Source organism: Bacillus cereus group sp. MG4 (assembly GCF_040460055.1).
GTDB classification, from domain to species: Bacteria; Bacillota; Bacilli; order Bacillales; family Bacillaceae_G; genus Bacillus_A; species Bacillus_A wiedmannii.
Genome location: NZ_JARVGZ010000001.1, coordinates 4115460 through 4130512, shown reverse-complemented (window position 1 = coordinate 4130512; position 15053 = coordinate 4115460). Strand labels below are relative to the sequence as shown.

The following is a 15053-nucleotide window of genomic DNA, read 5'->3' as shown; positions in this document are numbered from 1 at the left end:
CCTCCTCTGCCTTTATTGTAACATATATATTCCATTAGGTAATTTATATTTTACTAAAATCGTTTGATTTTTACTTTATTATACACAAAAAAAGAGCCTCCCATAAGAAGCTCCCTCTTCTATATCTATATTATAAGAATAAATGACATCCAAATAAAATTGTAAATAAGTATAGTAACGGATGTACTTCCATCCCTTTCCCTTTCACAATCTTTAAGACTGGATACACTAAAAATCCAATTGCAATTCCATTCGCAATGCTAGACGTTAACGGAATACCAATAAAAATTAAAAATGCTGGTAATGCATCTTCAAATTCATTCCAATTAATATCACGAAGACTTTGCGCCATTAGACTACCTACAATAATTAATGAAGGAGCTGTAATAGCGGCTACACTTGATAAAGAAGCAATCACAGGGCTGAAGAATGCCGTTATAATCGTTAGACCGACAACTACAATACCCGTTAATCCTGTTTTACCACCTGCAGCAATACCAGCTGATGATTCAATCGTCGCTGCTGTTGGGCTTGTTCCAAAGATAGAACCTGTAGTCCCACCAATTGCATCTGCAATAAACGCTTTACCAAAACGTTTCTCTGTATTATCTGTAATTAAACCCGCTTGTTTAATTAAACCAAGTAATGCACCTGTTGTATCAAATAACAGTACAAGTAAAAATGAAAATACAACACCATATAATCCGTATTCAATTACATCTGAAAAGGCATTGATTGGGTTTGAAACGATAATTCCCTCTGGTAAATGAGGCATCGCAACAATTTTATCCGTAAACTTCAGTTGCCCTGTAAAGAAGGCGATAACTCCTGTCACAATCATACTAATAAATAATGCACCGCTCACACGTAATGCCATTAATACCGCCGCTAATATTAAACCAATTAAAGTTAAAATAACGGCTGGAGAATGAAAATCACCAATCGTAACTAAATTAGATGGATGATCAACGATAATTCCAGAAAGGCGTAATCCAATAAAAGCAATAAATAGTCCAATTCCACCTGCAATTGCATGTTTTAAACTATCAGGAATTGCGACAATTAGCTTTTGCCTAAATGAAGTGAAAGATAATAAAAGAAAAATGATACCTGTTACAAATACTGCTGAAAACGCAATGACATATGTAATCCCCTCTGCCTGTTGAACAACAGAATAAGCAAAATACGCATTCATTCCCATAGCTGGAGCAATAACAATTGGATAGTTAGCTAAAAACGCCATACATAGCGTCCCTATAACAGTCGCAATAATAGTTGCCGTAAAAGCTTGATCAAATGGTACACCTGCATCAGATAATATTTTCGGATTGATGACAAGAATATACGCAAATGTAAAAAAAGTTGTGATGCCAGCTAAAAGCTCTTGCTTCACAGAAGTGTTATATTTTTGTAATTGAAACATGGTTATGTACCCTTCCTACATCTGAATTATTATCACATATTCTTTTCTTACTAGTATGTGAGAAAATATAATACTTAATCTTAACAATCAATAAAAAGAAGAGTCAATATATTCACTAATAGTTCGAATTTTAAGTTTAAGTCTGACAAGTACAGATGTAGTACAGTTAATCATGTTTATTTTTGTAGCATAACAGATAGAAATGTTTTATAATTTGAAATAGTTAAATATTTAATAAACGCATTCAAATATCGTTCACTCTACAAGGAGGATTCTTCTTATGCAGCACACAAACAAATCTGAAACTTTAAATCGAGGTTTAAAAGAACGACATATTACTTTAATGTCACTCGGTTCAGCTATTGGCGTTGGACTATTTTTAGGATCCGCTTCTGCTATTAAACTAGCTGGTCCTTCCATCTTACTAGGTTATATGATCGCTGGACTCGTTATTTTCTTCATTATGCGAGCGCTCGGAGAAATGGCAATTGAACAACCGGTTGCCGGTTCTTTTAGTAAATACGCTAATGATTATATCGGCCCACTTGCTGGCTATATTACTGGTTGGAACTACTGGTTCTTATGGGTTGTTACTTGTATGGCTGAAATTACGGCGGCTGGCATTTACATGCAGTACTGGTTCCCAGATATCCCGCGCTGGACTTGGGCACTACTCGCTCTATTATTAATGAGCGCTTTCAACTTCTTATCAGTAAAAGTATTTGGAGAACTTGAGTTTTGGTTTGCTCTCATTAAAATTGTCACAATTATCTGTATGATAGTAGTTGGAGCTGGCATTATTTTATTCGGATTCGGAAATGGTGGTATCGCTACTGGTATTTCAAATCTTTGGTCACATGGTGGCTGGTTCCCAAATGGATTTTCCGGATTACTACTCTCCTTACAAATGGTATTATTCGCTTATTTAGGCGTTGAACTAATTGGTGTTACAGCTGGTGAAGCTCAAAATCCGAAGAAAACACTCGCAAAAGCTATCGATAACGTATTTTGGAGAATCCTAATCTTTTACGTCGGGGCATTATTCGTTATGATGGCAATTTATCCATGGAACGAACTTGGTGAAAAAGGAAGTCCATTCGTATTAACATTCCAGCAAATCGGTATCGCAAAAGCAGCAGGGATTATTAACTTTGTCGTATTAACAGCAGCTCTTTCTTCTTGTAATGGTGGTTTATTTAGTACAGGCCGTATGCTATTTACATTGGCACAACAAAAGAAAGCTCCTGAATGATTCGGTCGTTTAAATAAAAACGGTATTCCGAGTCAAGGAATCATAGCAACGGCTATCGTTTTACTTGTTGGTGTTATATTAAACTACCTTGTGCCTGCAAAGGTGTTTACATGGTTAACTAGTATTTCAACTTTCGGGGCAATTTGGACTTGGGGGATTATATTAGTCGCTCAAATTAAATTCCGTAAAGGATTATCAACTGCGAAAAAAGACAAGCTAACGTATAAAATGCCTTTACATCCATTAAGCTCTTACTTCTCACTTGGCTTCCTTGCACTTGTACTATGTATAATGGCGTATTCAGAAGATACACGAATTGCATTAATCGTTGGCCCAATTTGGCTTATTGGCTTAGCTATCGTGTATTATATGAAAGGATTTCATAAGATTGATGAAACACCTAATTCAAAGATTAGTTAAACAAGCTATCCCTTCCTTATTAATTGGAAGGGATTTTTTATTGTCTATATAAATATTTCTCAACAAAATTCACGGTATTTTTACAATTTTTTAATATTTTTTACGTTTTCCGTCTTTATTTTTTCAGAAAAATAAATTACATTATTAAAGCACATATATTTATTATTAGGGGGATTCTTCTATGAAGAATAAAAAATGGATTACATTTTCTTTAGCAACAGCAATTACACTTAGTATGGGGAGTTCGTTCATACCGTCTACTTATGCCGAAAGCTCTGTAGACCCAGCTCCTGAAATTGCTGCAAAGGTTGTAAATCAAAACAATGGGAAGAAAGTATTATTTGATAATACGCACGGTCAAACTGCAGGGACAGCTGACTGGGTTATTGATGGCGGCTTTTCTGATTTCGGAAACGGCATTGCCCAAAATGGATATCATGTAAAAGAACTTCGTAAATCAACACCTATTACATACGACGATTTAAAAAATTACAACGTGTTTATCGTTCCAGAGGCAAATATTCCTTACAAAAAATCTGAACAAGATGCAATGTTACAATATGTAAAAAATGGCGGCAGTATCTTCTTCATTGCCGATCATTATAATGCAGATCGTAATAAAAATCGCTGGGATTCTTCTGAAGTATTTAATGGATATAGACGCGGTGCTTGGGAAAATCCCGCAAAAGGAATGTCTAACGAAGAAGCAAACTCACAAGCTATGCAAGGAGTAGAAAGTTCCGATTGGCTATCTAATAATTTCGGTATTCGCTTCCGTTACAATGCACTTGGTGATGTTTCAGCTAAAAACATTGTTTCGCCTGAACAATCATTCGGAATTACAAAAGGTGTTTCATCGGTAGCAATGCATGCTGGTTCTACTCTAGCAATTACAAATCCAAAACTAGCAAAAGGACTTGTTTATCTTCCAGAAAATCCGTCAAAATGGAATAACGCTGTTGATAGTGGTGTTTATAACGGCGGTGGCGTTGCAGAGGGTCCATATGCTGCAATCGCAAAAGTAGGACTTGGAAAAGCTGCCTTTATTGGTGACTCTTCTCCTGTTGAAGATGCGACGCCAAAATACGTTCGTGAAGATTCTGGCCAAACAAAGAAAACTTACGATGGTTATAAAGAAGAAAACGATGCTGTTTTACTAGAAAATATCGTAAATTGGCTATCGAAACAAGAGACGTTTACAAGCTTAGATCAAGTAAACGGTTTACAACTTGATTTACCTACTGCTTTACAAACATTTGAACAACCAAGCTTATCAACAGAGCCACAACCAGAACCTTGGAGTGCACCAAACGCTGGTTACCAATGGTTTAATACAAATACATTTAAATCTGGTTCATACGGATATAACGGCGCCGTAACAGCAAACGATTATGTGATTACACGCCCTAGCATTCTACCAAACAATGAAGTGTTCCAAATAAAGATTCAAGTAAACAACTTATTACCTAATACAACTTATAATAACTATTCTTTAGGTATCTTCACGACTGGTGGAACACAATTAGCAAAAGTCCAAAATACAAACGGCACTTGGCCATCTACTTTCGGATATAGTAGCGCCTTCTCATTCACAACAAACAGCTTTGGTTCTGCTGAAAAAATTGTGAACGTACAACTTGATTCAAATACAACTGGACAAGCAACACTTCGTCTACGCCAAAATACAACTGCTAAATATAATGAAGCTGTAACGATTAATAAAAAGTAAAAGAAAAGGCAATCCACATGCGGATTGCCTTCTTCTCATTTCTCTTCTTTTGAGAAAAACATTCTGGAAATGACGATACCTATACTACCTACGATTAAGAATAACACTGCCCTGATCATCATTGAAACTTCTGGTAAGTCTAGAAGGAATAACTTTCCTATCGTTACTACTAAAACGACTAAGCCAGCATACAATATTTCATTCATATTTTTATTCCGTCCAAGCCAAACTGCAAATAATGCATATACCATCCATAATAACGATACTGATACGCTTATTATACTTCCATCTGTAGAAAGAACTTCACCAACTCTAGTAATTGTAATAAATACAATGACCATGAACCAATAGAGAGCTATAGAATAAACATATTTTCCAAAACTCGTTAATACATCTTTCGCTCGTTTCATGCAGTAATAAAATGTACCTATTAAAATAATATGAGCAACAAACCCAGCTGAAAGGAAATAATCAAATGGGCTAAAAATAGTCTGTATCATTCCAATCGCATAAATCGTCGCACTAACATATAATTTTATTTGTTGTTTTACTTTAATAGCAGTCACCATACCGAGGAAACCTTGTAATAATAATACAATCGCTGCATTCACTAAACTATACTCATATAAAATCGCTAAACTAAATGCACCCATTGCGAAACCAAATAAAAGATTTGTAAATGTAGAGTATCTATTCTTCCTATACTCAAACACGAACATCGTAGCGTGAACGAGTGCACCAATCATTAATCCCCATGTTGTAAATTCAGGTATTTTTGAAATGGCTAATATAAAGAAAACTGCATTCGCACTAAATATCGCCAAGCGTGGCTCTAATATAAAGCTTCTCTCCGTAAACATATGCCAAAATAATAGTAAGTGAATCAAACCATAAACAACTGTTAACTGTACTTGCAAATCCTCTACTAACATTGACATAATAGCAAAGAAAACAAAAAGGACAATAGCAGCAACAGCATAAGAAATCATATATAAATACTGATAACGATTTTTCAACGCATACCATAACAAGCTAAGTGTTAGTATCGTCTCATATCCAAAGAAAATATATGGATTAGGAGTCGTACTATTTAATAAGAATGGCACGAAGAAAGCTCCTACGGCTACGAATATTGTAAGATATTCCGATTGATACCTCTTCGCTACATAAATACCTAAAATGACCCATGCAATATTACATACAAACGCAACACTTGCTGGAATAAACCCATATAAATAATGCGCCGCAAATGTTGTTAAAACTATACCCGTAATACTTCCTCCTGCTAATACTAAACCCAACGCTTGCCGCTCTCGTTTAATTTGAATATCACCTATATAATAAAAACCGATTGATAGGACAATACCAAACACAATTCGTATTGCAGGTGTTAATAACCCAGCATCTACCCCTGCTTTAAATAACCAGATTACTCCAAGTAACATAATGCCAACAAATATGCGTGGTAACCAAGTTTGGCAAAACTTAATAATATTAAATGGTTCTGGTTTAAAAGCAGATATATCCACTTGTTTTATCTCACGTTCTTGCACAGGCTCTTTTATTGTAACGACTTCTTCTTTTTGTTTTTCCTCCATCACCGTTTCAATATATTCTTTCTTTTCCTTCCTCACATGTTGCTGAGCATTTTCTACTTCTATTTCTCTTTGTTTTGCTTTCAATTCAAAAAGAGCTTCTTGCATCGTTTCAATTGTCGTTTCGAGTGCTTCTATTTTCTTATTTAAATCTTCCTTCATACACTCCCCCCTCATCACCCATTCAAAATCTATATATTACCAATTATCTTTATCATACTCTTAGTCTATTCATTTTCAATACTATTTTTCCAAAAAAAGAAAGGTGTTTTCCAAAATAGGAAAACACCTCTTACTTATTTCTTCTTATTTAAAACAATACTCACGATAACACCAATACAAGCACCTATAATAGCCGGAACAATCCATCCTACACCTTCTGTATAAAACGGAATGTATTTCAATACTAGTGTCCACTGATTCATCATCACATTTTTATTGAAAATATCGATTGCACTAAATACCGCTACAATCCCAACTGTTACTGCATATACGTATGCATACTTTCCAATATACTTATGAAATAACCCTAAAATAATAAGCGTTAATGCAACTGGATAAATAAATCCAAGAATCGGTACTGATACTTTTAAAATTTGCGTTAATCCTAAATTCGCTAAAATCATACTAGCAAAACTTAATATAAATGCCCAAACTTTATACGCTACTTTCGGAAATGCACTTGCAAAAAATTGACTACAAGATGTAACAAGCCCGATTGAAACGCATAAACACGCGATCGTAAAAATAAGACCTAATAAAACGACCCCGCCTTGTCCAAATAACGTAGTCATAACTTGCGCTAACACGTTCGCCCCATTATCAAATGTACCTAACGAACCGCTAATTGAACCAACATATCCAAGTATGATGTAAATAATAGATAATAAAAGTCCTGCACCAATTCCAGCAATACTCATATATTTCGCTAAACCTTTATCATCTTCAACACCTTTTGCACGAAGAGCATTTGCAATAACAATCCCAAAAATTAAAGCGGCTAGCGCATCCATTGTTAAATATCCATCTAAAAAGCCTTGGAACATAGGAGCTTGTCCATAGTTTCCAGCAGCCTCTTTCACACTGCCTACTGATGTAAACATACTCTTTATAAAAATAAGGGCAATCATACCTAATAATAACGGTGTTAAAACTTTTCCGAACAACCCCATTAATTTAGACGGTGATAAACTTAACCAGTACACAATACTAAAGAAAATAACCGTGTAACATAATAAAACTACACTTCCTAATTCTGTGAAGAACTGACCTGGTCCCATTTCAAAAGCTAAACTTCCTGCACGTGGTATACCAAGACCTGGTCCAATAAATAAATACACGATACAGGGGAAAATAATGGCGAATGAAGAATGAACCCTACCCGCTAACGTTTGAAAGCTTCCCGCTTTCGCAATAGCGATAACACCCAATATAGGAAGACCTGTTGCTGATATAATGAATCCTATTAATGAAATCCACACATGTTCTCCTGCTTCATACCCAAGGAAAGGTGGGAATATAAGATTCCCTGCTCCAAAGAACATCGAGAATAACATAAGGCTAATCAGTAAAATTTCTTTTTTCTGTAACAATTTCATTTGTTTCTCCTTCTTTAATTTCATCTTTTATGAAATCAATTTCACATATAAAAAAGTGCAATAATCCGCTTCCTAACAAAGAAAACATAGTCCATAGTCTAACATAAAAGAAACACCCATTCTATAGCTATCCCTCTTTTCCAATTTCTTCTGAAAAATCAACCTTTATTGACTTATAATAGTTAATAAGGTAAAATATTAAATGTACAAAATTATTAACTTTGTTTTTGTTTGTGTCAGGAGGAAAATAACATGGAATCAACGATACAACTAGAAAGAGAACAACAAAGAAAAAAGAAACATCCTCCAGGTTTATACTTACTCTTCTTTACAGAAATGTGGGAAAGATTTAGTTACTATGGATTACGAGGATTATTAACATTATATTTAACGACAGCTTTAGTAAGCGGTGGTCTTGGGTTTAGTCCTGCGTGGGCACTCTCCATTTACGGATTTTACACTGGAGCCTGTTATTTCACACCAATGATTGGTGGATACTTAACAGACCGGTTCCTAGGTAGACGAAAAGCGATCACAATTGGTGGTATAACAATGGCAATCGGTAACCTTACACTATTTGCCATGCAAAACCAAGTCGGCCTATACCTCGGATTAGCGCTTATTATTATCGGTAACGGATTCTTCAAACCGAACATCTCTACACTGGTTGGGGAATTATACGAAGAGAACGATCCAAAACGTGATAGTGCATTTACGATTTTCTATATGGGTATTAACGTCGGTTCATTTTTAGCTCCACTCGTTTGCGGATTTTTATCAGAAAATTTATTCAAAACAACAGTGGATGGCGTTGTTCACTTTGGATTCCGTTACGGTTTCTTAGCCGCTTCAATCGGAATGATCATTGGACAAATTTTATTTACAACATTATCAAATCGCTTCCTTGGTGATATCGGTAAAAAACCAACTCGTGATTTGCAAACAACAGATGGACAACCATCAGTAGGAGATACACCGTTAACAAAAAAAGAAAAACAGCGTACCGCAGTTATCGTCATTTTAACATGCTTCGTTGTCTTCTTCTGGGCTGGCTTTGAACAAGCTGGTAGCTCTTTAACACTATATACAAACAAATTTGTAGACCGCTCTGTGTTCGGATGGGAAGTTCCAACATCTTGGTTCCAATCGGTCAATCCATTATTTATTATTTTACTTGCTCCAGTCATTTCAGCATTATGGGCAAAACTTGCAACTCGCAAGCGCGGAGATTTAAAAATCCCAACAAAAATGGGACTTGGTATGATCTTGCTCGGTATCGGTTATATCATTCTCGTTATCGCTACATTAAAAACAGGTAGTGATGAACATAACATCACAGAAAAAGCAAACTTACTATTTATCGTCTTTACGTATCTTTTCCATACGTTAGGTGAGCTATTCTTATCACCTGTTGGACTATCAATGGTTAGTTCTCTCGCTCCAGTAAAACTAGCATCTTTACTAATGGGCGTATGGTTAGCAAGCTCAGGAATCGCCAACATTTTAGGTGGACAACTTGCAAGCTTCACAACTTCACTTGGATATGCTGAAGTATTTACAGTTATTGGCGCTGTAGCAATCGTTTTAGGTTGTGTTTTATTACTAATTTCCAAAAAATTAGTGAAGTGGATGGATTAAAAAAAGATGAGGGAAATCCCTCATCTTTTTTTATGCATTCTTGCCTTTTTCTATCGCTTGTTCGTACAGCTCTTTATGTTCTTTATATTCACTTGGCACAAAATTCTTATAGAAGAATGCAAGCCAACTGTCTCCTTTTTTATATCCTTCTTCTCTAATTTCTGCTGCTTTTTTATTTGATTTAAATCCTTCAATAAACCATTTCTTTAACGATTCATTTTTTTCATACTTAGCAGGAACTTTCAAATCATAGTTTTCAAATGCATACTTATAGCCAGCCTTTTCTACTGCTTTTTTAGTAGACTTATAGCCCTTTTCATAAGCTGTTTCATACACCTTCACGTACACATCTTTCTCTCTATTTCCAGGGTTCTTTCCAGCTAGTTCCTTACCTGCCTTTTCCCCTAGTTCAGCTTGCTCTTTTTCAATGTTTTCTGTTCTTTCTTTATTCCCTACTTGGAAACTCTCTGCAAAGTTCGGCTTAAACTCCGGAGCAATTTGACTATCTTCCATCGTCTCTTGTGCTAAACCTTGCTCTTTTCCTTTTTCAAAATGCGTTTTCTTCTGCTCTTCTAAAGACCAAGATGCAGCATATGCAGTTTTGAATGCTTCTTTATATGTATCTGATTTTCCAGCTAAATGTGATTCCATATCATTTTTCCCTGCTTTAAAATCAGTCTCTCCACTTTTTTGTCCCTCAAGCTGCCCTTTTTCCATATCAGCTTGACGCTGTGCTTCCTCTCGCTTACGTGCCTCTTCTGCTTTTCTTTGCTCTTCAGCTACACGTTGTCTCTCTTCCTCTGCTTTTCTTTGTTCCTCCGCTACACGTTGTCTTTCTTCTTCAACTTTACGCTGCGCCTCTGCGGCACGTTGTTTTTCAGCCTCAGCATTGCGCTGCGCTTCTACTTGTCTTTCAGCTTCTACAGCACCATTATTATTTGGGCTAGGAGCTGGATTCGTTGCACCACTACTAGAAGCTGGCTTATTGTGATAATGATATTCCCCGTACTGTAATCCCCATTTTTCACAATTTGTCCGACACGTATGTCCCCCATTAGCATCTGTACGCCCTGGATGCGCATAGGCTGAAATTGGAGCTACCAATAACGCTACACTTGTTGTTAAAAGAAGTTTCTTCACCTGTTGTTTCACTCTTGTTCCTCCCAAAATCTTGAATTCTAACTTTATTATACATAAATAGAAAAATACTTAAATACCAACTAAAATATTCTATTATTTCTCAACATTAGTAAAAAAGAAGGTCAACTCTTTAAAGAGTTGACCTTCTTTTTTACTTCTTCGCCTTCGTTCCTACTAAATCACCAGCAACAACGTAACGTTTAGAATTATCTTTCACAGATACACATGTAATAAGCGTTATCTCATCTTTCCCATGATCCTCTACAACTTCCCATTTATCAGGAGTTACTTCAGATACACCAGTAACTGCATATTCATATTCGTTTTCATTATCATACAAATACATTTTATCGCCTTTTTTTAAAGAGGCTACATCACTAAATAAAACACCTTTTTTAGACATGTTATGTCCTGCTAATGCATAATTCCCTTTTCCCATTACTTGATTTTCTTTTACTGTTGCTGCACCTGATAATAGGTTTTTCTCAGTAGAAGATTTTAAAACAGGAAGTTCTAATGAAACACTCGGGATCGAAATACGACCAATTACTTGTTTCTTATCTAATGATGCACTCGCTACTTCTGCCAAGTCTGGTTGATCAATTTTCGAAGCATCTACAAATTCCGTCTCATGTTTTTCATAATCCATCTTTTGAACAGCCTGTACATTTTTAGTCTGTTTCTTTTCAGCCTGATATCCATCATAAAATGGCTTTCCGATTAACACACCACCTACAACAAATAGAAGGATTGCTACTATACTATAAATTCTTTGCTTATTCATATACAATTCCTTTCCCTTACAAAATCTTACTCTATATAAAATGATAAGATAATATTGCTATATGTACAAGTGTAAGCTAAAAAGAAACCTTCTTGCACGTGCAAGAAGGTTTCTTTTTAAGCTAATTTATTTCTGTATAGTGATACGTGGAATACTGTCATTTGAATAAAGAAAATAGAAAATATAATATACAATGGGTATCCAGGAAGATATTCATTAATAATAGGCGAAAAAGTTAAAAATCCAACTGCACAAGGTAACACAAACCATAACGATACAAATGTTGTTCGACAAGCTTTATCCGTAATCGCTTTTTCACGTTCATCTTCTAGTGGAAACAATAATGGATACATCCAAAAAGATAAATTCTTGTATTTTTTCTTTTGAATTCTATAAAAAATTGTAACTATAATAGCTCCAATAAATAATAAAATGAATGGTACTCCATTAAACCATACTTCAAATGGGAATTTCTCATTTTTAATTATATCTGCTAACTCTGTAATAACACTATAAAATTCAACAAATGTCCAGCATGCTAAAGCCGTATAAAGCACGTTTACGATATAAGAAAAAACAATCCTACTCATCCTCTTCCCCCTCCTTATTTAAAACAAACACATCTTCCATCTTTAACTCGAATACATCACAAATCGTAAGTGCTAATAACAATGAAGGAACATAATCACCTTTTTCAATTGCAGCGATTGTTTGTCTCGTCACTCCAACCTTTTCTGCTAATACACTTTGGGAAAAATTAAAGCGAGCTCTTAACTCCTTCACTCTATTTAAAATGGTCAATTTTACCACCTCTCAATTTCATTGTATACTTTCCTTAACAAAATGTAAACTTAACTTAACATTATTTTTATAAAAAAATCCAACTTTACGTATTGTAAAGTTGGATTACGTGTTAGTTTAAAATTGTAAGCTTAACATTTTTTCTGCCCCACTTACTAGAAGAAGCTTTATCTGGCATTAAAACATCAATTTTATGACCTTTAATCGCACCACCAGTATCTGCTGCAATTGCTTCTCCGTATCCTTCAACATATACGCGAGAACCTAATGGAATAACAGATGGATCTACCGCAATTAATTTCATTCCTGGGTTTGCAGTTAAATTATAGCCTCCCCATGCAGAATATACTTGTTGACCTGGTCCATAACCATTTTCAGCTGGGTCTGCTGTATACGCTGTTGCATGTACATAAAGTTCTTTTCCGCCAGCAGTTGGCTTAGAAGGTTGTGCAGGTTGTGCAGGTTCTACATTTGAATTATTATTTTTAGATTGAGCTGGCTTACTAGCTTGTTCTTGCTTTTGCTTTTGCTTTTCAGCAACATCTGCCTGTGCCTTAGCTAAAGCTTCTTGCTCAGCCTTTGCAGCTGCTTCTGCTTTTGCACGCTCTTCTGCAGCAATTCTTGCTGCTTCTTGCTCACGAGCAATTGTTTCTTGAACTGCTTTCATATTTGATTCGATTTTAGCTTTTTCGTCTGCTGCTAAATTAAGTTGGCTTGCAACCGCATTATATTTAGCTTGAACTGTTTGTAAGTTATCTTGACGCTTTTTCAAGTTATCTTGCAACTCAGCTTGTGCTTTTGCTAATTTTTGTTTGTCTACTACTAAAGATGCTTCTTTTTCATCAATTGTTTTCTTATCTTCTTCAATTTGACGAAGATCTTGTTCTTGTAGACGTAAAATTTCTTTATCTGCTTCTAGAATAGTAGAAACTGCGTTCATACGTTGTAAGAAATCTGCAAAGTTTTTTGACTCTACTACAACTTCTACTACTAAACTTGTATTTGAACTGTTTTGAACAGAAACCATACGTTTTCTCATAATATCCTTACGAGCAAGGACTTTATCCTCTAAAACGACAATTTCATTCTTTTTTTGCTCAATCTGCTTATGTGTTTCATCGATTTTACGTTGAATAGCAGCTTGATCCTCTTTATTTTTTGCAATTGTATTATTTAAATTATGTAGTTCGTTTTCGATACCTTGAATTTCTTTACTAACAGCTTGCTTCTCTTGCTCTTTCTTTTGCATATCTGCATCATTTTGCTGCAATTGCTGTTGCATGTTGTTAAGTTTCTCGTCGTTTGACTCTGCTTTTACAGCGACTGTACTAGAAAGACCGATAATGCCTGCTAATACTAGACTACTGATTCGCTTAAAATAGTTCATAATCCGACTCCCTTCTTATACAGTTATACATGATTTATTTTACAGTTTGTTTACAATACCATTAAATACAGTTTATTTTTCATGACGAAAAAAAGGGAATTATGCATAAAATGTAATAGATTCTTAAATATTTAACAATTCCTATATTTAAAAATTATAAAAGATGCTAAAATCCAAATATAGAGAAAATATAACTTCTAAAGGCGGTTGAAATAAATATATGTTTACTCAAAAGAAATCACTCCAACATAAAATTGATCAATTAGAAAATCGTATACAGGAATTAGAAGCAGAATTAAAACAAAAAGATATTGAAAAACAAGAAATCATTTCTTCTATTCACGACCGTGTGCAAAGCGTCGTTCAAGAGCATCAACTTGTAAATAATCAACACCATACACTTCAAAATTTAGTTCAACAATTAAACTCATGTTTCGAAAATGTTTCAACTCGTACTACACATTCCAATGAATTGAATAACGAAATGTTACAAAAAGAACAAAACTTAATTCAATCTATTGAAGAAATTATTGACTGTTCTAATGAAGGAAAAGAATCTGTTCATCGCTTACTTATAGTAATTAACAAATTAGGTGAACAATCGCAGCGTACGTCTAACAGTATGAATCATTTAAGCGAACGCTCAAAAGAAATCGAGCAAATTGTAGAAGTCATCCAAAACATTGCAGCACAAACAAATTTACTTGCTTTAAATGCGAGTATTGAAGCTGCGCGTGCTGGAGAACACGGTAAAGGATTCGCTGTCGTTGCCAATGAAGTAAGAAAACTAGCAGAAAGCACGGCAGAAAGTACAAAAAACATCGGAAACTTAACGAAAAAAATTCAAGAAGAAATTGAAAAAGCATATGATAACACGAAAGATAATTTACATTTAGTTGATGAAGGTGTAGAAATGAGTGCCGACACAAACGCTAGAATTGAAAATATTTTAATTATGATTCAAACGTTACAAAATGGTGCTACAAATGTTATTAAAGCTATCGAAAACCAAAAATCTTGTAATGATGATATATTACGTGAATTCGCTAATACACAACAAATGTTCCAAAAATTAAATACTACTATTATGAACCATATTCATGATGCCGAAAAAGTCGATGTTCAATTGACTAAAGGTCTTCAAGAAACAGCGGCTTCTCATTAATAATAAAAACCCCTTATAGCGCTATAAGGGGTTTTTATTATATTTCGAATTTTTATTTCCTTTCAATATTCATCCATATCTTTGTTATAATGGAAAAGTTGTTTCTTTCGACTAATAAACA

General features: G+C 34.9%; 11 protein-coding genes and 1 pseudogene. 4 read left to right on the top strand and 8 right to left on the bottom strand.

The genetic code is table 11. From position 1 onward, the window contains the following. Positions 1–130: 130 nt before the first annotated feature. Positions 131–1423, bottom strand: a complete 1293-nt coding sequence (locus tag QCI41_RS21505) for an NCS2 family permease (protein WP_000487200.1) — start codon at positions 1421–1423, stop codon at positions 131–133. 280 nt (positions 1424–1703) lie between these two features. Here QCI41_RS21505 and QCI41_RS21500 point away from each other — a divergent pair. Together QCI41_RS21500 and QCI41_RS21495 are read left to right on the top strand one after the other, a co-directional pair. After that, positions 1704–3095, top strand: a pseudogene (locus tag QCI41_RS21500) (amino acid permease). A gap of 181 nt (positions 3096–3276) precedes the next feature. Then, complete coding sequence (locus tag QCI41_RS21495; RefSeq protein WP_353836725.1) at positions 3277–4824, top strand: DNA-binding protein; 1548 nt, start codon at positions 3277–3279, stop codon at positions 4822–4824. Between the two features lie 35 nt (positions 4825–4859). Here the strand turns inward: QCI41_RS21495 and QCI41_RS21490 are convergent, their stop codons facing one another. Together QCI41_RS21490 and brnQ1 are read right to left on the bottom strand one after the other, a co-directional pair. Further along, the gene (locus QCI41_RS21490) at positions 4860–6581 is read right to left on the bottom strand and encodes a DUF2339 domain-containing protein (RefSeq protein WP_353836726.1); all 1722 of its coding nucleotides are present in this window, start codon (positions 6579–6581) and stop codon (positions 4860–4862) included. 134 nt (positions 6582–6715) lie between these two features. Next, entirely contained in the window at positions 6716–8017 is a 1302-nt protein-coding gene (brnQ1, locus tag QCI41_RS21485) for a branched-chain amino acid transport system II carrier protein BrnQ1 (RefSeq protein WP_353836727.1), read from the bottom strand. 252 nt (positions 8018–8269) lie between these two features. On the opposite strand from brnQ1, the gene QCI41_RS21480 reads away from it, so the two are divergent. Continuing rightward, positions 8270–9655: a peptide MFS transporter gene (locus QCI41_RS21480; protein WP_060486971.1), complete on the top strand. Its 1386-nt coding sequence runs from the start codon at positions 8270–8272 to the stop codon at positions 9653–9655. A gap of 30 nt (positions 9656–9685) precedes the next feature. Here the strand turns inward: QCI41_RS21480 and QCI41_RS21475 are convergent, their stop codons facing one another. From QCI41_RS21475 to QCI41_RS21455, 5 genes are all read right to left on the bottom strand, one after another. Continuing rightward, the gene (locus tag QCI41_RS21475) at positions 9686–10807 is read right to left on the bottom strand and encodes a YHYH domain-containing protein (protein WP_353836728.1); all 1122 of its coding nucleotides are present in this window, start codon (positions 10805–10807) and stop codon (positions 9686–9688) included. Positions 10808–10946: 139 nt separating this feature from the next. Next, entirely contained in the window at positions 10947–11579 is a 633-nt protein-coding gene (locus QCI41_RS21470; RefSeq protein WP_137051876.1) for a class A sortase, read from the bottom strand. 116 nt (positions 11580–11695) lie between these two features. Then, a complete protein-coding gene (locus QCI41_RS21465) occupies positions 11696–12169 on the bottom strand; it encodes a DUF2178 domain-containing protein (RefSeq protein WP_064057353.1) in 474 nt (157 codons plus the stop codon). Next, positions 12162–12380, bottom strand: coding sequence for a helix-turn-helix transcriptional regulator (locus tag QCI41_RS21460; RefSeq protein WP_000154009.1), 219 nt, complete (start codon positions 12378–12380; stop codon positions 12162–12164). Before QCI41_RS21460 ends, QCI41_RS21465 begins: the two co-directional genes overlap by 8 nt. A gap of 112 nt (positions 12381–12492) precedes the next feature. After that, complete coding sequence (locus QCI41_RS21455; protein ID WP_353836729.1) at positions 12493–13767, bottom strand: 3D domain-containing protein; 1275 nt, start codon at positions 13765–13767, stop codon at positions 12493–12495. Between the two features lie 220 nt (positions 13768–13987). Between QCI41_RS21455 and QCI41_RS21450 the strand changes: the two genes are divergently transcribed. Further along, complete coding sequence (locus QCI41_RS21450) at positions 13988–14932, top strand: methyl-accepting chemotaxis protein (RefSeq protein ID WP_353836730.1); 945 nt, start codon at positions 13988–13990, stop codon at positions 14930–14932. Positions 14933–15053: the final 121 nt, after the last annotated feature.